Source organism: Streptomyces sp. NPDC001502 (assembly GCF_042894785.1).
GTDB lineage: Bacteria > Actinomycetota > Actinomycetes > Streptomycetales > Streptomycetaceae > Streptomyces > Streptomyces kutzneri.
The window spans coordinates 137,907-158,419 of sequence record NZ_JBIAVW010000016.1; the positions used below are offsets into that span (position 1 = coordinate 137,907).

Genomic DNA, 20,513 nt, shown 5'->3' on the forward strand with positions numbered 1-20,513 from the left:
CCCCGCCATCGCCGTCCCCGCTCTGCTGGACCCCACACCGTCGGGCCTCGTCGGAAACAACCCTGAAGGGCGGCCCAGAACCTGGACAACGGAGACGGGAACAGCCAGACGGGTACCACCCACTCGCAGAACGTTGCGAACCACGCGCTGAGCAACAACGTCGACGCCCAGGAAGCCAAGATCATTTCGGTCATTTTGGCGGGCCAGGGTTACACCCAACGGGAACTGCTCTGTGGGCAGTCGCCGGGGGAGTGCATGTCGTCCTGGCGGTGGGCGAGGACCGGCAACAGCGCCTTGGGCGCGTCGCACACGGTGCATGCCGTGCCCAGTGGCTGCGCGCGGTCGGTGGTGTTCGGGCAGCCCTTGGCGTGGAGGTGGCCGGGCGTCCGTGGGCGCGGCCGTCGTCCCCGCCCCCCGGCGGCCGGCTGCCAGAGGGTGGCGCCGACCAGGAGTGGGGGTTCGGCCGGTGATTCCGGATCGGCGGTGACGTGGAGTCTGAGCGCTCGGTAGGGCGTCGCCGCGTGGTGCAGCGGGCTCGTCCGGGACGGTGGAGCCCACCGTCCCGGGTAGTGCGGGGGGCTCGGTCACCCACCGGGAGCCGGAGCCGGGGCCGGAGCCGGTGCGGGTGCGGGTGCGGGTGCCGGGGCCGGTGCGGGGGCCGGTGCCGGAGCGGGAGCCGGGGCCGGTGCCGGAGCGGGAGCCGGGGCGGGTGCCGGAGCGGGAGCCGGGGCGGGTGCCGGTGCCGGTGCGGGTGCCGGTGCCGGGGCCGGGTTTGGCTTGGCCGGCTCGGGCTTGTGCTCGCAGTAGACCTTGCCCTTGTAGAACTTGCACCCCGGCATGTTCTTCACGTTCTTGGGCTTGCCGTTGTTCTTGCCCTTCTTCTTTTTCTTCTTGTGCTTGTCGTTCCAGTCACCCTTCTTGTGGTGGTCGTTGTGGCCGCCACGGTCACCCTTGGCGAGGTCGAGATGACTCGCGGTCATCGTGGCGACCTCACTGACCGACGAGGGCGCCGACGCCGCGAAGGCGCTGCTGGGCACCAGCACACCGGCGCCGACGAACGCGGCCGAAACGGCAACCAGGGCAAAACGCTGTTTACGGGATGAGCGGGTCATAAGAAAGTCTCCTTCGGGGGAAATCGGATAAGCGGAACAGCTCCAGTAAGCCCTCCCCGCCCCCCGCACCACATGTCCCCACAATTCGTGACTTGACGGACCGGACCGCCGTGCTAGCGGTCGGCGAACCGGAGCACCGCGATGCCCGCCGAAACGGGGGCGATGTCGGCACCGAGGACGAGGCGGATCCCGGCGGACGCCGTCACCGTCACCGTGCTGACCGGCTTGAGGCGCGGCTGGAGGACGGCACCTCCAGCCGGGCGCGCACCGGCACCTACCGCACCGCGACCGTCGGCCACCGGGCGGAAACGGGAGCGGAGCTGCGATCAGGCCCGCAACAGCCTGCCTGGGTGACCGTTAGCCAGGACATGCCCCACACCAAGCGCCTCCTCACGCTGCTGGCATTGGCCGGCATCACCTTCACCCTGACGACGAATGCCCACGCTGCAACGGCCCAGAACGGGGACCACCACGTCGGCGTCGGCACTCACGGGGTCACCGGCACCCTCACCGGTGACATCGCATCGGATGCCGCCCCCATCACCGAGGCCCAGCCCCGGGTAACCCGTCAGAAGGACCTCGTTCCGATCGCTGCGTGGCGATACCTGGGCTCCATGCACGCACAGCGCGAACTCTTTCCTCCCACCGGCAACGGGCAGCGGTACGGCTCCGCCTCCCTACCGGCAGCAGGCTTCGATGCCGACGTCTGACCTGGCTCTTTGAGGATCAGAAGCAGGTACTGACCTGTGGTGATCAGTCGCCGGGGGCGGGCGCGTCGTCCTGGCCGTGGGCGAGGATCGGCAGCAGTGCCTCGGCCGCGTCGCACACGGTGCACGCCGTCGTGCCGGGCCGGGCGAGCGCGTCGAGCGCGTGCATCGTGCCCAGCGGGTGCGCGCGGTCGGTGACATTCCGGCAGCCCTCGGCGTGGACGGTGGCGGGCCGCCCGTGGACACGGCCGTCCAGCACCCATGCCCACCTTTCCGGCGCCGTGGTGGTGCTCCGGGGGTGCTTGGGTACGGCGTCCAGGTTCACGCCGGGGATCGGGCGCAGCTGGGCGGCGGTGACCCACATGCTGTACTCGGCCGGCTCGACCCCGCCCCCGGCGGCCGTCTGCCAGAGGGGGACGCCTATGCGGTACATCCAAAGACGGGTGTCGAGCTGCCGGCGCTCGTAGAGCCGTACGCGTCCGATTTCCTGCCCGTCCGGCAGGAGCAGCGTGATCGGTGCGGGTGATGGCGGCGGGGGTTCGGTCACGGTCAGGGACAGGCGAACCGCTCTTGCCGGGCCTGCTGACAGGGAACACAGAGCGGTGACGCCGGAGCGCCGTCCCGTGCGCCGGTCTGGCCGGGTGCCCAGGTGACGGGACCGATCTGCGGGCGGGGCTTGGTGGTGGTCTGCTCGTTCATGCTGCTGTCTCCCCTTCCGTCTGTGCGGAAGTGTGGGTGCGGGCGGCGCGTCGCAGCTCGACGCCGCCGGCCCGCCAGGCGGTGGAGGCCGCCCAGTGGGAGTGGGTGCACAGGTTCCCGGAGAGGGTGATCAGCCGGCGTCGCAGCGCGGTCGTACCGGCCCCGGCGGGGGTCTGCGCGAGCTCGGCGTAGGTCTGCTGCCACGCCCCTTGGAGGGTGAGCAGGTCATCGGGGAAGCGGAACGGTGGTCTCACACCTCAAGTGAAACATGTGTTCGATTTCCTGGGCGAGCGCCACGTCCCAGCCATCGGTGTTGTCGTTGTGACTGAGCACGACAGGTGGCTCCTGAGCGCTGTGGGCCCGGTGTCCCCTGATGTCAGCGGCCCCGCGTACGGTCTGCGCATGGTTGATCAGAGGCTCTCCACGGCATCGATAAGCGACTTCGCTACCTGGGAGCCGGTGCTGCGGCTCCTTCTGGCCGAACAGGCGCAGGAGCACGCTGCCAGGTCCGTTCGCGTGGCAGGACGTATAGGCCGAGGCGGCTGGAGTCTGGCTCTGACGCGACGGATGCCGCCGCCCGGTCGGGCCGCTCAGGTGGAGGACATGCGGGAGGAAACCGACGCGGTGAAGCGGGTGCAGAGCGCGCTTGCGGACGCTGGAGTCGACGACGTCTCGTTCACGGCGGAGATACATCCGGCCGGGAAGACCGTGCTCCGCCTGCTGGGTCCCAGCCCCGCTGTGGAACCCGGCATCGGCACCCCGCACCCGGGTGCGCTCATCCTGGTGGACGGATACCTCCCCGAGCCCTGGCGCCGTCTCCCCGAACCGGCTCCCGGGGCAGCGCCGGCCCCTTCGGCGGACCTGGAGTTGCTGGAGCGGACGCTGCGTGAACGATTGCCACACGCCATCGGCGCGACAGAGGAGGAGATCGCCGCCGCCGAAGCGCGCCTGGGCGTCGCGCTGCCCGACGAGCTCAAGGTCCTCTACCGGGTGACACGGGCACGGTGGGAGGACCTGGGTGACGACTACGAGGCAGCGATACGCGACTGCGCAGCGGTCGGCTGCGAGCTGTTCGATCTCGACAGCCTGTACATCGCCGACGCGGCGTCGCGGCACTGCCGCTGGGAGTTCGCGGCGATGGAGGCGGTCGTCACCCGGCCCGACGCCATGGTGCAGGGCCTCGTCGGCTCACCCGGCTGGATCGCCTTCGGTGACAATGGCGGCGGAAACCAGTTGGCCGTCGATCTGACACCCGGCCCCCGCGGACACACGGGCCAGGTCATCATGCTCTCCCACGAGGAGAGTGTCGGCGCCGCGCTCGTTGCCGACTCCCTCACCGACCTGGTGCTGGGCCGACTCGGCGCGGAGCCCGGCGGACCCCGGGAGCAGCGGCCACCTGCCGTTGCCAGAGTCAACATCGCAAGGCTGCCCAGCATCCAGGCCGCCGCGCACCCTGGCCTGGAAGCCCTGTCCATCGGCGTGTGGGACGGCGCGCCGCTCAGCCTCGCCCCCGTCACCGGGCTGCCCCGCCTGCGCACCCTGACGGCGTACCCCGGCACCCTGGCCGACCCGTTGGAGATCGCCCAGCTCACCGGGTTGGAGTTCCTGGAACTCGGCCCAGAGGACTGGCGGGTCCTCCTGGACGCCGGAGCCGTACCGCGCAGCCTGTCGGCCGCATCCATCGAGGCGCATGGCTACCAGGACGCCCTGCCGATCGTGGCCATCGCGAACGAGATCCTGGCCCTCTGGGACCGGCCCCAGATCATCCAGACGGTCCTCGAAGGAGATCTCGGAACGCCGGCGTAGCCGACGGGGGCGGCGGGGGCGGCGGGGGCGGTGGGGGCGAGCCGCGCGTCGCAGGAACGTACCTGGCCGCTGGCCACCCGACCAGGGGACCGCTGTCAGCCCCGAACGGGATCTTCTCACTGTGCACCGTAGATGGCCCCTGAGCACGCGGGATGGCCCGCAGCGCCGCGTCAGGAGCCCGCGGGACGATCAGGGCTCTGACCGGGGGTTCCGTGCTGGGTCCCCGCTCCTGCGTGGTCTACTCGCGGCATGGCCACCTCGAACTTGGACTACTGTGGCTCTGGATTTTGGGTCCGCGACGAGCAGGCCGAAGTCTGGCTGTACCTGCTGGCGCAGGAGGCGAAGGCGGTCGCTGACGCTCCGGCGTGGTTGGCCGGTGCCTGCGACGACGGGGAGATGCAGGCCACGACCGGCTTCGTGGGGTTCGTCTCGTCCTGTCTGGACGAGCACCTTGGGACGGAACCCGCTCGGGTCGCGCTCGCGCTGTACCTCTCGGAGCGCGTCCTGCAGCGACTGCTCGCATGGACCCCCGCCATCCCGAAGGATCTCGTCAACTCCTACGGCACAGGCGGCCATGACGAAGGCTTCGACGCGGACCTGCCCGTCGAACCCATGCTGGCGTGCGGTCGCGCGTTCACAAGCCTTCTGCGTCAACAGCTCCCGCCAGGACACGACAACCGGGCCTGCTGACCTCGGCCGTAGGTCCGTCTCCCGGGGAGCGGCGGCTCCGCCGGCGCCGAGCCGAGCACCGAGGTCGTCCATCAGGGCCAGGTATCGCGCTCGGTCTTCGGCGGCTGTCCTGGTGGCTTTGTTCACGAGAACGGACAGCACCGCGATCGGTGACTGTTCTATTTCCAGTACAGCGGAATGGGTGACTGGCACAGATGGCTAACTGGCAGGGATTCGGCCATTTTGATCAACCGTTGCGGTCGGAAGCCCTTCGAGTGCACTACCCAGAGGGTTCGCCTCGCTACTTTCGGTGTCGGCCCCTCGGGGCTTCCGAGGTTCTCTTGATCCAATGAGGGAGACATGATGTCGACGAGCACGACGAGCTGGAAGCAATGCATGCGCGCTGGTGGTCCAGCGTCGGCCGTCGTGGTGCTGGTCGTTGTCAAAGGAGCCGTTCTGGCGGGGACCGGGACGGGCCTGCTCCGTGCTTCCCTGCCCGTCACCGGGCCCGACTGGGAGTCACCCGATGGACCGCCCACCAGCAACGATCACATCATCGACGACATGAACGTATGGGCGGACGATCCGCCATTGGTGTGGCGGACCGAGAGGGTTGGCTGGCGGTGCGCGGTCAAGCGCAGCGAGGACGCGGGCATGACGTGGCAGGCGTCTGGATCGTGGCCGGAGTCCATCTTCGCCATCCATATCCACCCGCTGAACCCGGACCGGGTCATGCACAGCTTCGGCTACGTGAACAACAACGGTGTTGAAGTCCTCGGCGTGCGGACGACGAGTGACGGTGGTGACTCCTGGGAGGAGCATGACCACGGCCGCTATTACTTGGATCTCGTGGCGGACCCAAACGACCCCGACGGCAACAGTGTCTGGATGGCTTCCCACACCAACGGCCTCTACCGCTCGGGCGACTTCGGCAGCAGCTGGACGGTCATGACCACCCACGAAGCCAATGCCGTTCACTTCGCCGGCAGCCGCTTGCTGATCGGTGGCGACACCATCCGCTACAGCGACGACGACGGCACCACGTTCCACGCCGCGCGCATCGAGGGCCATGACGGTCCCCTGCGCGTCGTCGCGTTCGCCCAGCACAACGACGTCCTGTTCGCTGCCTCGTCCAGTGCGTCGTACCCGGGGGACACGGCGCCGATCACAGCAGCCGGCGTCCTGCAATCCCGGGACAGTGGAAAGACCTGGACCGATGCCTCCGCCGGCCTGCCCATGCGTGACGTACGCACCCTGGCAGTCGACCCCGGACAGCCCTGCCTGTTCGCGGGCCTGAGCGACGGCAGCGTCCATCAGCTCGCGCTGTAACGGCAGGACCGCCCGGAACTGAAGCCCTGGCCCCTTCGGGCCAGGGCTTCACTGTCTACGGACCCCGTCAGAGCGGCCATGGAAACACAACCCGGACACAACAACCACCGAAATGGGCAAGCAGCCACCAGTCTCACGCCATCCCGGCAGTTCAATTCCGGCCAGGCCCCCGAGTGCCTCCCGAAGTGGGGTTCTGGCACAGCTTCCGTGCTGAGTGACGCTCCGTTACGTCTGAACATCGAAGAGAGCGATGGAAGGGGGTGGCGGCGCAAGCACTGCGCGAAGGCGCGTGAGTATGGCTCGCCACTGCTTCCAGTCCTCCGGGTCGACCCAGTTTGAGGCCAGCCCATCCTCGTCGCCGACGATGCGGGCGAGGGCTTCGTCGGCGAGTGCGCGCAAGTCGGAGGGGAACAGGGGCATAGGTGTTTCCGGGCCGTAGGGCGTGTCGACAGCGTCGCCTTCCGGGCATTGCGCCGCGATCAAGGCGGCAGCGGCCACCGCCTCTTCCGCTTCCGTGAGATAGCCGGTTGCGTCGATCGTTCGGACGAGGACCCCTCGGATCAGGGCTTCGCGTGCCTCGGGCTCGGCATCGTCGAGTGCGTTGGCGAAGTCTGCGGCTGTGTCGTTGTCGAAAGGGCCGGTATCCCAGGTGCCCATGCTGCTCTCCTTGCGTATGGTCGCCCGGATCCTCGCATTAGGCACTGACAACACGATTACGGGGCCAGAAGGACCCGTTTGCGAAGAAGGTGGAAGCCTGCGCGGCCGAACATCTGGCGCTTGAGCATCTTGATCCGATTGACGTGGCCTTCGACGACTCCGGAGTTCCAGGGCAGGGTGAGCCCGGAGATGACGGCATCACGGTCTCGGTCGATGCCAGCGGCGAGGGTGTGGAGGCTGGGAAGGTCGTCCTGCCGGACGGCGTCGAGCCAGTCCGGAAGTCGTTCGCCTTGGCGCTCGGTGAGCATGGTCGCGAAGGACCGGACGTGGCGGGTCAAAGCGTCGAGTTCGGGGCAGTGTGTCCGGACGGACTTGAGTTGGATCTGCTCGGACTCGGTGAGGGTGTCCGGGCGGCGAAGGATCCATCCGGCGACCCTTCGGGGCGAGGGCGGCCGTGCGGTCACCGGCCTTGGTGAGGTGCGCTTATCGTGCAGGTAGGCGCGGACGCGCTGGTAGCTGCCTTTGTAGCCGAGAGGCAGGATCTCCTCCCAGAGTTTCCAGGCGTTGGTGCAGCCCTCGTTCCAGCGGTCGTCCAGGTAGGGCTTGTAGTCGTCGAGAACGGAGGGCCGGTTCTGCCATTGGCCGGTGAACAGGTCCTCAGGCTTCGCGACATCGGCGAACTGTTTGACGGTCCGCCAGGTCATCCCGAGCTGTCGCTGGATCGAGCGTTGGCTGTGCCCTGCCTTCAGCAGGGCGTGCACGGCTGCGTGCCGGGACCGGGTCCGGTCGGCGAACCGGTGTCCGCGTGGCCATGGCGACGCGGTCTGGCCCGCGGCCGGGACTGTCACAGTCTGGGGCTCAGGTGACTCGGGTATCAGAACGTGCAAGCAGCGGCGATGCTGGGCAACACTCCGCTCGGCGGCTTCACTCAGGTTGTGCCAGAGGTGCCGCCTGTCCGCGACCTGGACCGCCTGCGGTGCTCCGGCGGCGGCGCCCTCGGCAAAGAACGGTGCCCGGTCCCGGCAGACCACCTCGACGCCTGGCCGCTGGGCGAGCCACGCCGCCAGACTGGATGCCTCCCGGTCTGGGAGAAGATCGATTGGACGGCGGGTTTCGACGTCCACGAGGACAGTGCCGTAATGGCGGCCCTTGCGGGTGGCGTACTCGTCGACGCCGACCACCCGCGGCGCCGGTACTTCCGGCTCGGGCAGGGCGTTGACCAGGCGCAGGACAGTGCTCCGGCTCACGGACACGCCGAGGACGTCGGCCAGCCGGGCGCCGGCCCGGCCAGCCAGGGCGAGACCGAGTTCCGCGAGGGTCGAGCGCAGTCGTTCCGTGCGCTGACCGTGCCTGCGGGTCAGGCCGGATATCTGCTCCACGAAGGTCCGGCGCCGACACAAGGCCGTCCGGCACCGGAACCGCCGGACGCGAAGCTGGAGCACGACCCTTCGCCCGGCGCTGGGCACGTCGGCAGGAAACCGCAGGTAGGAACTGTGAACGTGGGTCGACCAGGCCCCGCATTCCGGGCAGGCGGCGCCAGTCGTGGTGCACTTCGCGTCAACGCGCACTATCGCGATGTTCACGTCCACCGACAGCACTGTGACGTTCGCGATCGACGGGAACAACAGCTCCTTCAGTCGGAGCACGACCTCTTCCACAGCCCCGTACTGTCGGCCCAACTGCCCTGACCACGGCTCATTTTCGGGCGACTTCGAGCACTGCCCGTCGACGCTCAGCTGTCACTCAGAGTTACTGTTGCACGGAAGCTGAGCCAGAACCCGTTCTCGAGAACAAAGCCATGTCAGTGCCTGGTGTGACGATCGTGGGATGTTACGCATCTCCCGCAAAGTTCTACGAGGGCTCTCCCTGGGGGGAGTCCCGATGGAGCAGACGGACATAGAGCTTGAGGTGGAAGAGGCGCGGAAGGATGCGATCACCGCCCTTCGGGTCGGCGTCGCGCCTCCCTTCACCGGCAACATCGCCGCGGTGGCGCTGCTCGTTCGCATGATGCTCAGGGAAGAACTTCCCTACCCTGAGGAGGTGGGCAGCCGCATCTACGTGCTGTCCTTCGAAGGCCCGGTTCCCTACGTGAAGGTCGGCTCGTCGGCAGACTGCGAGAAGCGGATCAGCGACCACGAACTAGCGGCCCGGAACCACTGCTATTCGCTCGTGGACGGTTGGATCTCCAAACCTCTGGGCAGTGCGCGCGAGGTCATCACGAGGGAGAAGCGACTGATCACGGACCTGCACATCACCCTGTACGGATACGTCTGCAGTCGTCCGAGTGAGTACTTCCACCGAGCCGACTTCTGCAAGATCGTTTCTCAGGTGACGCGCAGCGGGATTTCCGGCATGCCACTGCCCGGACCTGCCACCTCGTAGCAACTGACGGCAGTACAGAGCACGGAGCGGGCGGCCCGGCCCGCTCCTGCCCGCTCGCGATCGGCCTGTGGCAAACCACTTTGAGGACCGAGCCGGACTACGTGGTGACCTCAGAGGACGGGCAGGCACAGGACCCATCGTTCGGCGAGTACGCGGAGCCCGGCCACGGTGGCCGGCGCTGAACCAGCCGACTTGCTCACCATTCAGAACGACATGGGAAGCCGGCTGACGCCGTCAAATTAGGGTGACCCCATGGATCTGGATCTACAGGGCGACCTCATAAAGCACCCATACGATGCCTACCGGCACCTGCGTGACACTGCGCCAGTACAGCGCATCGCAGGGCCCACCGGCGAGCCGGCCTGGCTTGTCACCCGGTACGACGACGTGCGCTCGGCCCTTGCGGATCCGCGCCTCTCCCTCGACAAGGCCAACGCCGCCGAGAGCTCGTACCGCGGCCTGTTCCTGCCGCCGGCCCTGGACGCCAACCTTTTGAACATGGACCCGCCGGACCACACCCGCCTGCGCAGGCTCGTCAGCCGCGCCTTCACGCCCCGACGCGTGGAAGCGCTGCGCGCCCCCATCCGCCGGACCGCGGACAGACTGCTTGATGCGCTCGGCACGGAGGGCCGAACTGATCTCATCGCCGCGTACGCAGCCCCGCTGCCCATCACTGTCATCTGCGACCTTCTCGGGATCCCGGACGACCAACGCAAGGACTTCCGCGCCTGGACCAACGAGCTGATCTCACCGGACCCCAGCCGCCTCCAGGGTGCCAAGCAGGCAGGCGGCGCCATGCTCGCCTTTTTCGCCGAGCTCATCGCGTACAAGCGCCGGCACCCTGCCGATGACCTGCTCTCCGACCTGATCGCGGTCCGCGACAGCGATGGCGACCGTCTCAGCGAGGACGAACTGACGTCGCTCGCCTTCCTCATCCTCGGCGCCGGATTCGAGAACACCGTCCAGCTCATCGGCAATGCCCTGCACGTACTCCTGAGCCATCCCGAGCATCTGGCACGCCTCCGCACGGACCCGTCGAAGCTCCCCGAAGCCATCGAGGAACTGGCGCGTTACGAAGGGCCGGCGCTTCTGGCGATCCGCCGCTTCACCACCGAGGACGTGACGATCGCAGACGTCACTGTCCCGGCCGGGGAAACCGTCCTGCTGTCGCTGTCCGCTGCCAACCGCGACCCCGCCCGTTTCCCCCACCCCGAACGGCTCGACTTCGAGCGCGACGCCTCCGGGCACCTGGCACTGGGTCACGGCATCCACTACTGCCTCGGCGCACCGCTGGCCCGTGCCGAGGCCGAGATCGCGCTGGCCGCACTCCTTGAGCGGTTCAGCAGCCTGACCTTGACCGATTGCGAACCCCGGTGGCGACCGTCCCTACGAGCCCGTGGCCTGCTTACGCTGCCGGTGGAGTACAAGGCCGCACAGCCGATCGCGTGAGAACGGCACGTTGAGAGCTCACGACTCCAGATCCTGACAAGGCTGTGGGCCGCACGCGTTGTCGCATGCGGCCCACAGCTGTTCCGTGCGGTGCGCGGGATGTCCGTGAACGGATATCCCGGCATACGAAGCGCGCACACCTGGAAATTCGCCGGTACGCCGACGACCTGGGCTCGGGCGTCACCCTCGTCGGCGTAACCGCACGCTCGAACCGTCAGAAGAGCGACCAGGATCCGGCGACGTGGATGCCGGCGCCGGCGGTGCACTGCCGGTACCTCGGTGCGTGGGTGGCGACCAAGCACCGGTGGGGCCTGGCGGTGGACCAGGCCGAGCGCGAGGCGCCGCTGTCGTACGCCCGGCTGCCCGCACGCGAACCTCGCCTTCGAGCGGGCCGGCCGACGAGCAGGCGACGGTAGTCCCGCGCAAGCCCGCGCCGACGCCCGCTGGGCTCAGCAGACGAGGCCGTGTTCCCAGGCCCACGCCGCGATTTCCACACGGTTGCGGGCCGGGAGCCGCTCCTGGATCCGGCTCAGGTGACTCTTGATCGTGCTGACCGCCAGGGTCAGCTCGGTGGCGATCTCGTTGTTGGTGCGCCCGCGTGCGACCAGGGTGGCGACTTTCAGCTCCTGCGGTGTGAGTCGCTGGAGCTGCTCCGTGTTCCGCTGAGCCGGAAGCCTGTTGAGGTGTCTCAGCAGCCGCACCGTGGTGGACGGTGAGATGAGCGACTCTCCGTGGGCCGCCGCGCGTACTGCTTCCACGAGCAGTCGCGAGCCCGAGTTCTTGACGATGAAGCCGCTGGCCCCGGCACGCAGCGCCCGGTAGGCGTATTCGTCCAGGTCGAACGTCGTGACGATGACGATCTTCGTGCCGGACGCCGCGGCATGAGGGCCGGTCCGCAGCAGTCTCGTCGCCTCAAGGCCGTCGAGACCCGGCATCCGGATGTCCATCAGGCACACATCGGGGGCAAGCCGCCGCACGGCCTCGACGGCTTCGACACCGTTGGACGCCTCGCCGACCACGGATATGCCTTCGTGGCTCTCCAGGATCAGCCGGAACCCGGTCCGAACCATCTCCTGGTCGTCGGCGATCACGACGGTGACAGTCACGCGTGGGTGCTCCTCGGGTCGGTCGGGTCCCGGCGACGCCTCGCCGCCGGGGCTCGTGGTTGGCACAGCTGTGTGCGGCGGTTGAACGGCGGCCGCCGCCGGCTATGTGAGGGGTATCGCGGCGGCCAGCTCCCAGCCGCCCTCGGGCATGGGGCCGCAGTTGAGCTCGCCACCCAGTTCGGTGAGCCGTTCGGTCAGCCCCATCAGGCCGAAGCCACTGGGGCGGAACCGGGGGCGTGTGCGTTGGCCGCCGGTCGCGTTGTCCCGCACCCGTATGACGACGCGATCCCCTTCGCTCTCCAGTACGACGTGCACGGAAGTTGCGCCACGGGCGTGCTTGCGGACATTGGTCAGCCCTTCCTGCACCAGTCTCTCGACCGACTTGGCCAGTTGCGGAGACCAGGTGGTGCTGTCGACCTCCTCGGAGACGGTCAGCCAGGTGTGCTGTTCCGGTGTGTCGGCACGGCGTACCAGATCGCCGACCCTGGTGAGGGCCGGAGTGGTCGGGGCGGCTTGCTCGCGGGTGTCCGGGTCGCGCAGCAGCCGCACCATACGGCTCATGGCCACGAGCCCGTCCTGACCGGTCCGCTCGATGTCGGAGAACAGCCGCCGGGCGGTGGCGGCATCACGCTCCGCGATGTGTTCGCCCGCCTGGGCCTGCACGATGATGGCCGTGACGTGATGGGCGACATGGTCGTGCAGGTCGCGCGCCAGCTCCAGTCGTTCGGCCTGTCGCACCTGCTCGGCTGTCGAGCGCCGGCGGCGGTCCTCGGCGCGCAGATAGACGCCCAGCAGGGCGAAGGCGGCCGGCAGCAGGGTGAAGAACCCGTCCAGTGGGCTGAGCAGCGGCACGTCCGAGAGCCCGGGTGCCCGCTGGCCGAGCCGCGTCGTCGCGGCGAACAGTGCGGCCGCGGAAAGCACCAGCGGCAATCCGCGGGAGTAGCGGCAGGTCACGCACACCAGAAGCAGCAGTCCCGCCAGCTCCGCCCAGCCAGGGGTCCGCTGCAGCACGGACTCCTGCACCACCGAGGTCACCAGCAGCGAGAGGACGGACGCACCTGCGGTCAGGACCCAGGCGGTCCCGTGCCGGCCGGTACGAAGGGCACGCGACGTGGCGGCCACCGTGCAGCAGACGAGTGCCTCGCAGGCCAGCATGGCGAGTCCGATCCTGGTCCTGCTGACCACACCTGCGTCGACCACCGCGAGCAGGGCGGCGAGGAGGCCGGCGGCGAGCTTGGGAGAGGTGAGGGCGGTCGGGAGCGGGGGCGGCATGGCGAAGAGGATAGACGCCGCTGGTCAGAGGGACGAAGGTGGGAAGACGAGTGCGTACTTTCGGTGGAGTCCTACGGTGCGAATGCGTTCTTTCGACCGCTGGGAGGGGCGGGTCCGACCGCTGAGAATGGTCGGCGCAAGCGCACACTGAACGTCTGGAGCCCTCGTGAATTCCGCTGTTTCCCGTTTCCCCCTCCTGCACCGCGTGGCCCGTCCCGCGCTGCTGGCGAGCGGCGCGACGCTGCTCGCCGCCACAACGCTCACCGGTTGTGGCCTCTTCGGCAAGAACTGGGACGTGAAGTTGGAGGTGACGGGGACGGGGACGGGGCAGGCCGATATCGGTTACAACTTCTCCGGGGAGACCGGCCAGAGGAAGGCCACGGGCGAGTCGTTGCCGTGGACCGTCTCGCAGAACGTCGGCTTCGGCTTCAACGGCATCGCCGTTCTCCACGCGCAGCCCGGCACCGCCTGCCGCATCTACGTCGACGGCAAGCTCCGGGAGAGTCAGGACAAGCCGGACTCCCAGGGCATCGTTTCCTGCTCCGTCAACCTGCAGGAGGAGTGACCCGTGGCGGCGACAGCGGTAGGGCCGTGCACTCGGGACCGGGGCTTCAGTCGAGCAGCAGAGGATTGTCCGAACTCGGGGTGGTCGCGTCTGGAGGGGGTGCGGGGCTGACCTTGAGCAGTCCCTTCCAGCTGACCCAGGAGGCTGCCCCCGCACCCGGGCCCTCAGGGCCGGCGTCCCGCCCAGGCCACGAGCCGGTCGATGGCCGGGGCCTCGGGGTCCAGGGCCACCACTTCTCCGAAGGGGATCCGCCCGCCGCGGGTTTCGGCCGGCAGCGCGTGACGTACGACGCCGATCACACGCTCGATGAGAGCCGGGTCCCAGTCCGGGTCCTGCCCGGTCGCCCTGGCCAGGTCCCAGGTGTGCACCGTGAGTTCGTGGGTGTAGACGGCCGCGGCGGCCGCACCCGGCAGGACGCCCATCGGCAGGCGCAGCTGCCGGCCGAGGATACCCGGATCCGCCCACACCTCCGCGACCTCGCGGGCGCCCGGCACCCAGGCCGCCGCCCATGCGCCGTCGGCGATCTCGTCGGCGAAGGACGGGACGCTGAACGGATCCTCGCCGCGCCCGATCACCGAGATCCGGCGGACGACGGCGACGAGGTGGCTCGACAGTCGCCGTACATCGAACTCCTCGCAGGGAGTCGGGGCGTCGTACTGCTCGGGCCGGACGGCGGCCAGCGTACGGCCCGCCAGCTCGACGGCCGCGGCGAGGTCGGTCCGCGGATCGAAGGAGAAGGGGGCGGCGACGGTACGGGTGGAGTCGGACGGGGTCTCGATGAGCTGCTCGGTCTTGTTCATGGGTTCATCCTGAAAGCAAAAGTGGCCACCTTCTGGCCTGTTTTCCGAAGAGAATGGTGAGAGGCGATGACGCGGCACCCACGAAGGAGGAAAAGGGGCACATGAGAGCCGACCGGCTGGTGGCGACCCTGCTCTTCCTCCAAGAACGCGGCCGCGTCACCGTCCCCGAAGTGGCCGCCGAACTGGAGGTGTCCGAGCGCACCGCGCGCCGAGATCTGGAGGCCCTGGCCGCGGCCGGCATCCCCGTCTACTCGCAGCGCGGCCGCGGCGGCGGCTGGTCCCTCGTCGGCGGGGCCCGTACCAACCTCACCGGACTGACCGCCGACGAGATCCGGGCGCTCTTCCTCGTCACCGGCCCCCTGTCGGCCACCCCCGAACTGCGCACCACGCTGCGCAAGCTGGTCCGGGCCCTGCCGCCGACCATGCGGGCGCAGGCCCGGGCCGCGACCCGCGCGGGAGTCGTCGACGCCACGGACTGGTCCCGCAACGCCGCCACCGCCGATGCCGCCCACCGCTCCGCGCTCCAGGGCGCCGTCGTGGACGGGATCCGCGTCCGCCTCGGGTACGCGGGCGTCGGCAAACCAGTCGGCGAACGCACCGTCGACCCCCTCGGGCTCGTGGTCAAGGCGGGGGTGGACTACCTGGTCGCCGGTACGGACAAGGGCCTGCGCACCTTCCGGCTCAGCCGGGTCACCTCCGTCGAGCCGACCGGCGAACCGGTGGTCCGGCCGCCCGACTTCGACCTCGCCACGGCCTGGCGGGCGCTGTCCGGAGCCTTCCAGGACGGCATGTACGCGGTGACCGCCCGGGCGCGGGTCCACCCCGACACGCTGGCCCTGCTGCAACGGTTCCTCGGCGGCCGTGTGCGCGTCGGCGGTCCGCTGCCCGACGGCTGGATCGAGGTGTGGGTCGACGGCCCGGCGGCCAAGGCCCTGGCAGGGCATCTGGCCGGGCTGGGAGGTGGGGTCGAGGTACTGGAGCCGCCGGAGGTACGGCAGTGGCTGGCCCGGATCGCCGCCGAACTCACGGGGATGTACGCGGGGGAGGAACCGCACGCACCCCACGGCCAGTAGCCGAGGGCGAACCGCTTTCGGGGTGTGAGTTCTTGCACCTTGCCGGGCAGCAGCCGCCGGCCGTGTGCCCGGTGTGCCCGGTCGCGGATCGCGGGTCGCGGGTCGCGGAACCCCGAACTCCGTGCTCGTCCTGAGCTGGTGGCAGTCGTGACACGGCACGTGCACGTTGCCGTCCACGTCCCTACGCCCGCCCACTTCCGCGGCAAGGAAGAGCTCTACACCACCGTCATCGCCCGCGAGATGACCGTGGTCGCCGAGGCCACCCGCCTGGACCCCACCGACCTTCCCGGCTGCGCCGGACGCGTCCACGACCACTTCACCGCGCACCCCGACCGGCTCCGCCGCCCGACCCGGACGACCCCGTTCAGGCCACCGTGCTCCACAAGACCGAGCAGCTCCGCGAAGCGCAGAAGGCCGGCCACCTCGACCCTGCATGGGACTGGGACCCGGTCGACATCCTGATGTTCGTCAACCAGCTCGCCACGTCCTGGGCCGGACAGACCGACCTGCTGCCCGCAGACCAGGAACAGCGCATATCCTTCGCGGCCGCCCGCCGCACCGCCATCGCGGCGGCGGTCCAGCGCCTCTTCCCGCCTTGGCGGCTGGCCACCAAGATCCGTCGGACGGGCCGTAGCCGTCTGCGCCGGACGAGCGGTGCGAACCCGGGCGGCCTGGGCCAGGGTGGTGATAGTCGTTGAGCGAGCTGCGAGCTGCGGGCTGCGGGCTGCGGGCTGCGGGCTGCGGGCCGCGGCCCGCGGGCTCGTTCGTGCCGAGGGCGGACGCGACCTCCGCGATCGGCACGTTCCGGGGGCGAGTTCGTACGCCGCTTTCCGGCCGGCCTGGGCGATGACGTACCGCAGGACGGCGAGGGCCTTCAACGTGACCCGCGGCTCCTTGGCGGCCAGGCCGTCGAGCCGGCGGACGAGTTCGGTGAGGAGCGAGCGCGGTGAGCTCTTCGGGGAGTGGGACGGCCGCGTCGCGGATGACCGACACGTGCGCTTCGTAGACGCTGTTGCCTGCCGGTGTCTCCGGCTGTTGGGCGACGGCCGTTCAGATCGTGTGGAAGCCGGGGGAGCCTGGTCGCGATGTCGCTCGTCGGCATCAGGACGTCTGCGGTCGCTGGAGTCCCTGGAGGAGGAGGGCGATCAGGCGTCGGGGGTCGTAGCGGGGGTCGTTGTCGCGTCCGATGCAGAGGTTGCCGATGCCGCGCATCAGCTCGTACGGCTGTGTGCCGGGCCTGATTTCGCCGGCCCCGACCGCGGCGTCGAGCAGTTGCGCGCAGACGGGCAGCAGGCGGTCGAGGAAGTAGGCGTGCAGCGCGGCGAAGCGGTCGCTGTCTGACTGCAGGGCGTCGGCGAGGCCGTGTTTGGTGACGAGGAAGTCGACGAAGAGGTCGATCCATTGGCGCAGTGCGTCGAGCGGGGAGGCGGCGATGGCCAGCAGGTTCGGGCCGGCTTCGGCGCATGCCTCGATCTGGTGCTGGTACACGGCGGTGACGAGGTCCGCCCGGGTCGGGAAGTGGCGGTAGATCGTGGCCATCCCGACGCCCGCCTGGGCCGCGATCTGGCGGATCGGCGCGTCGACGCCGGAGGTCACGAACACCTCGGCCGCGGCCGTGAGCACCGTCTCCCGGTTGCGCTGAGCGTCGGCCCGCTTGCTTCGGGACGGCGAATCCCCTGCAGGACTCTCGGCGGCCATCGCGTTCTCCTTCCACACCGGTTGACAAAACGGAGCGACGCTCCGGATACTAAATGGAGCGACGTTCCGTTTCAGCTTAGCCGAAACGGGACGCCCCTGACCGCCTTGTCCGCCCGCCGGCTGCAAGAGACCGGCGGGCGGCAGGCGCCACCGAAAGGGAATCCAACCGTGAGCACAGCCACCACCACCGCCGACGCCTTGGGCACGGCCGTCCCGGTCCTGTCCTTCAGCCCCGTAGTCCTGTCCGTGCCCGGACGTCCCGTGGACCTCCACGTGCGCGTCTCCGCACCCGCGACCGGAACCAGCCTCCCCGTCATCCTCCTCTCCCACGGCCACGGCCCCTCGAACAACCTCTCCTCACTCAACGGCTACGCGCCGCTCGCCAACTTCTGGGCGGCACACGGATTCGTCGTCGTCCAACCCACCCACCTCACCTCCAGCACACTGACCCACCTGGTCGCCGACGCCCCCGGCGCACCCGACTTCTGGCGCTCCCGCGCCGAGGACATGACCCACATCCTCGACCGGCTCGACGTAATCGAGAACGCCGTGCCGCAGCTCGCCGGACGGATCGACCACACCAAGATCGCCCTCGCGGGACACTCGCTCGGAGGCTTCACCGCCGCCCTCCTGCTGGGTGCCGGGCTCACCGACCCCGAAACCGGGAACGTGGTGCACCTCGTCGAGCCCCGGATCAAGGCGGGCGTACTGCTCGCCGCGCCCGGCAGGGGCGGCGAGGTCCTCAACGGGCCCATGGCCGAGCAGTGGCCGATCATCGGGGCCGTCGACTTCTCCACCATGACCGCACCCGCGCTGGTCGTCGCCGGCGACAAGGACGACTCCCGGCACTTCACAGACATGGGGCCGGACTGGCACGCCGACCCCTACACCCTCGCCCCCGGCCCCAAGACCCTGCTCACCCTGTTCGGCGCGGAGCACGGGCTCGGCGGGATCGCCGGATACGACGCCGCCGAGACCACCGACGAGAACCCCGAGCGAGTCGCCGCCCTTGCCCAACTCACCGCGGCCTACCTCCACACCCAGCTCCACCCCGGCGCCTCCACCTGGCAGATCGCCTGCGAGGCACTGACGGCCGGACTCGACCCGACAGGACAAGTCGAATCCAAGTAGCCCCGCGCAGCCACGTCGCGCATCGGACGGCCCGGCCGTCGTCGCTCGGCTCGCCGCAAAGGGGCCGCAGTCCCTCGCGCGCCACGAACGCGCTGCAACCCGGGGGTCCGGGAGACGCAGGAAACCGGGCGGCGCGGCAAAGACCCCCTGCCGCACCTCGGAAGGGGCGCATGGGGTCCAGCAGCCTGCCGTACCGGCGTACTCGCCGCCATCTTCGTCCGGTCAGCGAGGTGCTCCGAACGAAACGGCCCAACCGCATCGCACCGCCGCCCGCGATGTCGCACGTACGGCATCTGGTCAGTCACCCGGCGTCAGATCTACCGTGAGGCAATGACGGTACACAGCCCGGGGGCGCCCGGCAGCGTGGAGCGGGGCGAGTCGGGGACGACGGACGTGGTGCTGCGGGCGGGCGGCGCCTCCTGGCTCACCGTGCCGCGCTCGCTGGGGAGCGCCGCGCTGACCGCGCTCGGTACGGGTCTTCTCGGGCTCGCCCTCGTCCTGCCGGTGGCGGTGATCGTGCTCTTCTCCGGCGCCGACTGGGCCACGGTGGGGGTGGTGGCCCTCTGGATGGTGTCCGCAGCCGTCGCGGCGGGCTTCGCGGGCGCACTGGCCGTGGCCTGCTTCCGGGTGTACCGGATCAGGTTCTCCGCCGTCGGCGATCCCCCCGGGATGCGCCTGGTGCGCGGCCTGGGGAGCGGTCCGTGGCGGCCGATTGAGGAGCCGGACCGCCTGCGCCTGGAGCAGGAGATCGAGGAGCCGTACGCCGGGGACCCCCTCCCCGCCACCCGCGTCCTCACGCTGCGCCTGATCCGGGACGACTCCGACGTCTGCCGGGCTGTCCTCCTGCCGGACACCGACGCCCGACAGCTCCTCGCGGCTTTGGAACAGGCCCTGGGGCCGGCCGTCCTGCTCGAACTCCACGTCAAGCGCACCACCCGCCCCGCGCCCCGGCGCCACCCCGGCCCCCGGAACCGCGGCCGGGGCGGGCCCTCCGGCATCGGCATCAGTGGCGCCGGGGGCTACAGCTGCGGCGGCAGCAGCGGATGCGGTGGAGGCGGGGGCGGGGGCGGGGGCGGCTAGGCCGTTTCCTTCGGATCGCCTCGCTGACCAGATGAAGATGGCGGCGAGGTGGAGTCCGGCGAGGTAGATGGTGGCGGTCTTGTCGTAGCGAGTGGCCAGGCCGCGCCACTGCTTGAGCTTGTTGATGCAGCGTTCGACGGTGTTCCACTGCTTGTAGGACTCGCGGTCGAAGGCCGGCGGGCGGCCGCCGAGCCGGCCCAGCCGCTTGCGGTGGGCGACCTGGTCAGCGGGCTGCGGGATCACCGCCCGGATTCCGCGGCGCCGCAGATGACCGCGGATCGCCCGGGACGAGCAGGCCTTGTCCGCCAAGACCACGTCCGGAGTGATTCTGGGACGGCCGGTCCGCCGGGGCACTCGTAAGCGGTCCATGACCTGCACAAATGCGGGTGCATCACCGGCCTGGCCCGGCGTGAGCACGAAGGCCGGCGGCCAGCGGCCTGCGGCGGCCGTCGGCAACGAGGTGGATCTTCGTGGTCAGCCCGCCGCGGGACCTTCCGAGGGCATGGTCTGCCGGCTCGCCGGCCGGGGCCCCTTTTGACGGGCCCCGGAGGTGTGCTGATGAGCCCGGACGATCGTGGAGTCGACCGCGACGACCCATTCCAGGTCGCCCTCGGCGTCGGCCTGGGCGAGCAGGGCGGTGAAAACCTTCTCCCAGGTCCCGTCGGCCGCCCACATCCGCAGCCGGTTGTGGGCTCCCCACCCCGACCCGAAGTACTCGGGCAGGTCCCTCCACGGCGTCCCGGTGCGGTACTTGAACGCGATCGCGTCGATCACCTGCCGATGATCACGCCACCGCCCACCGCCCACCGCCCCGGGGCGTCCGGTCCGGCAGCAACGGCTCGATCCGCGCCCACTGGGCATCAGTCAACGACACACATCGACAAACAATCAGATGATCTGAAGGAATCGGCCTGGACGGCCTGGACGGCCTGGTCCCGGCACTGAGCTGACGCCGCCCGAAACCCCCGTCCTCGGGCG

20 protein-coding genes and 1 pseudogene are annotated in these 20,513 nt (G+C 69.7%); 11 read left to right on the top strand and 10 right to left on the bottom strand.

Annotation, left to right across the window (positions count from 1 at the left end; translation table 11 throughout):
* Positions 1-584: 584 nt before the first annotated feature.
* On the bottom strand, positions 585-1,037 hold the full coding sequence (locus ACFY0D_RS26430; protein ID WP_390800541.1) for a hypothetical protein: 453 nt from the start codon (positions 1,035-1,037) through the stop codon (positions 585-587).
* 167 nt (positions 1,038-1,204) lie between these two features.
* Between ACFY0D_RS26430 and ACFY0D_RS26435 the strand changes: the two genes are divergently transcribed.
* The gene (locus ACFY0D_RS26435; RefSeq protein WP_390800542.1) at positions 1,205-1,822 is read left to right on the top strand and encodes a hypothetical protein; all 618 of its coding nucleotides are present in this window, start codon (positions 1,205-1,207) and stop codon (positions 1,820-1,822) included.
* 43 nt (positions 1,823-1,865) lie between these two features.
* Here the strand turns inward: ACFY0D_RS26435 and ACFY0D_RS26440 are convergent, their stop codons facing one another.
* Positions 1,866-2,366 (bottom strand): DUF6233 domain-containing protein, encoded by a 501-nt coding sequence (locus ACFY0D_RS26440; protein WP_390800543.1) that lies wholly within the window; start codon positions 2,364-2,366, stop codon positions 1,866-1,868.
* A 148-nt stretch (positions 2,367-2,514) separates the two neighbouring features.
* Positions 2,515-2,772: a hypothetical protein gene (locus tag ACFY0D_RS26445; RefSeq protein WP_390800544.1), complete on the bottom strand. Its 258-nt coding sequence runs from the start codon at positions 2,770-2,772 to the stop codon at positions 2,515-2,517.
* A gap of 148 nt (positions 2,773-2,920) precedes the next feature.
* Between ACFY0D_RS26445 and ACFY0D_RS26450 the strand changes: the two genes are divergently transcribed.
* The 3 genes from ACFY0D_RS26450 (at position 2,921) to ACFY0D_RS26460 (ending at position 6,322) form a co-directional block, all read left to right on the top strand.
* Positions 2,921-4,324 carry an SMI1/KNR4 family protein gene (locus tag ACFY0D_RS26450; RefSeq protein WP_390800545.1) on the top strand — a complete coding sequence of 468 codons (1,404 nt, stop codon included), beginning with the start codon at positions 2,921-2,923 and terminating at the stop codon, positions 4,322-4,324.
* 249 nt (positions 4,325-4,573) lie between these two features.
* Complete coding sequence (locus tag ACFY0D_RS26455) at positions 4,574-5,014, top strand: hypothetical protein (protein WP_390800546.1); 441 nt, start codon at positions 4,574-4,576, stop codon at positions 5,012-5,014.
* A 339-nt stretch (positions 5,015-5,353) separates the two neighbouring features.
* Entirely contained in the window at positions 5,354-6,322 is a 969-nt protein-coding gene (locus tag ACFY0D_RS26460) for a WD40/YVTN/BNR-like repeat-containing protein (RefSeq protein ID WP_390800547.1), read from the top strand.
* A 225-nt stretch (positions 6,323-6,547) separates the two neighbouring features.
* Here the strand turns inward: ACFY0D_RS26460 and ACFY0D_RS26465 are convergent, their stop codons facing one another.
* A complete protein-coding gene (locus ACFY0D_RS26465) occupies positions 6,548-6,979 on the bottom strand; it encodes a DUF4259 domain-containing protein (protein ID WP_266794119.1) in 432 nt (143 codons plus the stop codon).
* 56 nt (positions 6,980-7,035) lie between these two features.
* Positions 7,036-8,637, bottom strand: coding sequence for an ISL3 family transposase (locus tag ACFY0D_RS26470; RefSeq protein ID WP_390800548.1), 1,602 nt, complete (start codon positions 8,635-8,637; stop codon positions 7,036-7,038).
* A gap of 223 nt (positions 8,638-8,860) precedes the next feature.
* On the opposite strand from ACFY0D_RS26470, the gene ACFY0D_RS26475 reads away from it, so the two are divergent.
* Both ACFY0D_RS26475 and ACFY0D_RS26480 read left to right on the top strand, forming a co-directional pair.
* On the top strand, positions 8,861-9,361 hold the full coding sequence (locus ACFY0D_RS26475) for a hypothetical protein (protein ID WP_390800549.1): 501 nt from the start codon (positions 8,861-8,863) through the stop codon (positions 9,359-9,361).
* 252 nt (positions 9,362-9,613) lie between these two features.
* A complete protein-coding gene (locus ACFY0D_RS26480; RefSeq protein WP_390800550.1) occupies positions 9,614-10,810 on the top strand; it encodes a cytochrome P450 in 1,197 nt (398 codons plus the stop codon).
* A gap of 449 nt (positions 10,811-11,259) precedes the next feature.
* On the opposite strand, the gene ACFY0D_RS26485 is transcribed toward ACFY0D_RS26480, so the two are convergent.
* Together ACFY0D_RS26485 and ACFY0D_RS26490 are read right to left on the bottom strand one after the other, a co-directional pair.
* Positions 11,260-11,916, bottom strand: coding sequence for a response regulator (locus tag ACFY0D_RS26485; RefSeq protein ID WP_390800551.1), 657 nt, complete (start codon positions 11,914-11,916; stop codon positions 11,260-11,262).
* Positions 11,917-12,018: 102 nt separating this feature from the next.
* A complete protein-coding gene (locus tag ACFY0D_RS26490) occupies positions 12,019-13,188 on the bottom strand; it encodes a sensor histidine kinase (protein ID WP_390800552.1) in 1,170 nt (389 codons plus the stop codon).
* A 166-nt stretch (positions 13,189-13,354) separates the two neighbouring features.
* Here ACFY0D_RS26490 and ACFY0D_RS26495 point away from each other — a divergent pair, with 166 nt between their 5' ends.
* The gene (locus tag ACFY0D_RS26495; protein ID WP_390800553.1) at positions 13,355-13,753 is read left to right on the top strand and encodes an MmpS family transport accessory protein; all 399 of its coding nucleotides are present in this window, start codon (positions 13,355-13,357) and stop codon (positions 13,751-13,753) included.
* A gap of 164 nt (positions 13,754-13,917) precedes the next feature.
* Here the strand turns inward: ACFY0D_RS26495 and ACFY0D_RS26500 are convergent, their stop codons facing one another.
* Positions 13,918-14,553 carry a TIGR03086 family metal-binding protein gene (locus tag ACFY0D_RS26500; protein ID WP_390800554.1) on the bottom strand — a complete coding sequence of 212 codons (636 nt, stop codon included), beginning with the start codon at positions 14,551-14,553 and terminating at the stop codon, positions 13,918-13,920.
* Positions 14,554-14,654: 101 nt separating this feature from the next.
* Between ACFY0D_RS26500 and ACFY0D_RS26505 the strand changes: the two genes are divergently transcribed.
* Positions 14,655-15,626, top strand: coding sequence for a helix-turn-helix transcriptional regulator (locus ACFY0D_RS26505; protein WP_390800555.1), 972 nt, complete (start codon positions 14,655-14,657; stop codon positions 15,624-15,626).
* A 290-nt stretch (positions 15,627-15,916) separates the two neighbouring features.
* Positions 15,917-16,324 carry a hypothetical protein gene (locus ACFY0D_RS26510; RefSeq protein ID WP_390800595.1) on the top strand — a complete coding sequence of 136 codons (408 nt, stop codon included), beginning with the start codon at positions 15,917-15,919 and terminating at the stop codon, positions 16,322-16,324.
* A gap of 403 nt (positions 16,325-16,727) precedes the next feature.
* On the opposite strand, the gene ACFY0D_RS26515 is transcribed toward ACFY0D_RS26510, so the two are convergent.
* Entirely contained in the window at positions 16,728-17,324 is a 597-nt protein-coding gene (locus tag ACFY0D_RS26515; RefSeq protein ID WP_390800556.1) for a TetR/AcrR family transcriptional regulator, read from the bottom strand.
* Positions 17,325-17,492: 168 nt separating this feature from the next.
* Between ACFY0D_RS26515 and ACFY0D_RS26520 the strand changes: the two genes are divergently transcribed.
* Both ACFY0D_RS26520 and ACFY0D_RS26525 read left to right on the top strand, forming a co-directional pair.
* Positions 17,493-18,455 (top strand): alpha/beta hydrolase family protein, encoded by a 963-nt coding sequence (locus tag ACFY0D_RS26520; protein ID WP_390800557.1) that lies wholly within the window; start codon positions 17,493-17,495, stop codon positions 18,453-18,455.
* Between the two features lie 330 nt (positions 18,456-18,785).
* On the top strand, positions 18,786-19,535 hold the full coding sequence (locus ACFY0D_RS26525; RefSeq protein WP_390800596.1) for a hypothetical protein: 750 nt from the start codon (positions 18,786-18,788) through the stop codon (positions 19,533-19,535).
* Between the two features lie 15 nt (positions 19,536-19,550).
* Here the strand turns inward: ACFY0D_RS26525 and ACFY0D_RS26530 are convergent.
* Positions 19,551-20,409 (bottom strand): annotated as a pseudogene (locus ACFY0D_RS26530) (IS5 family transposase); the annotation flags it as partial.
* Positions 20,410-20,513: the final 104 nt, after the last annotated feature.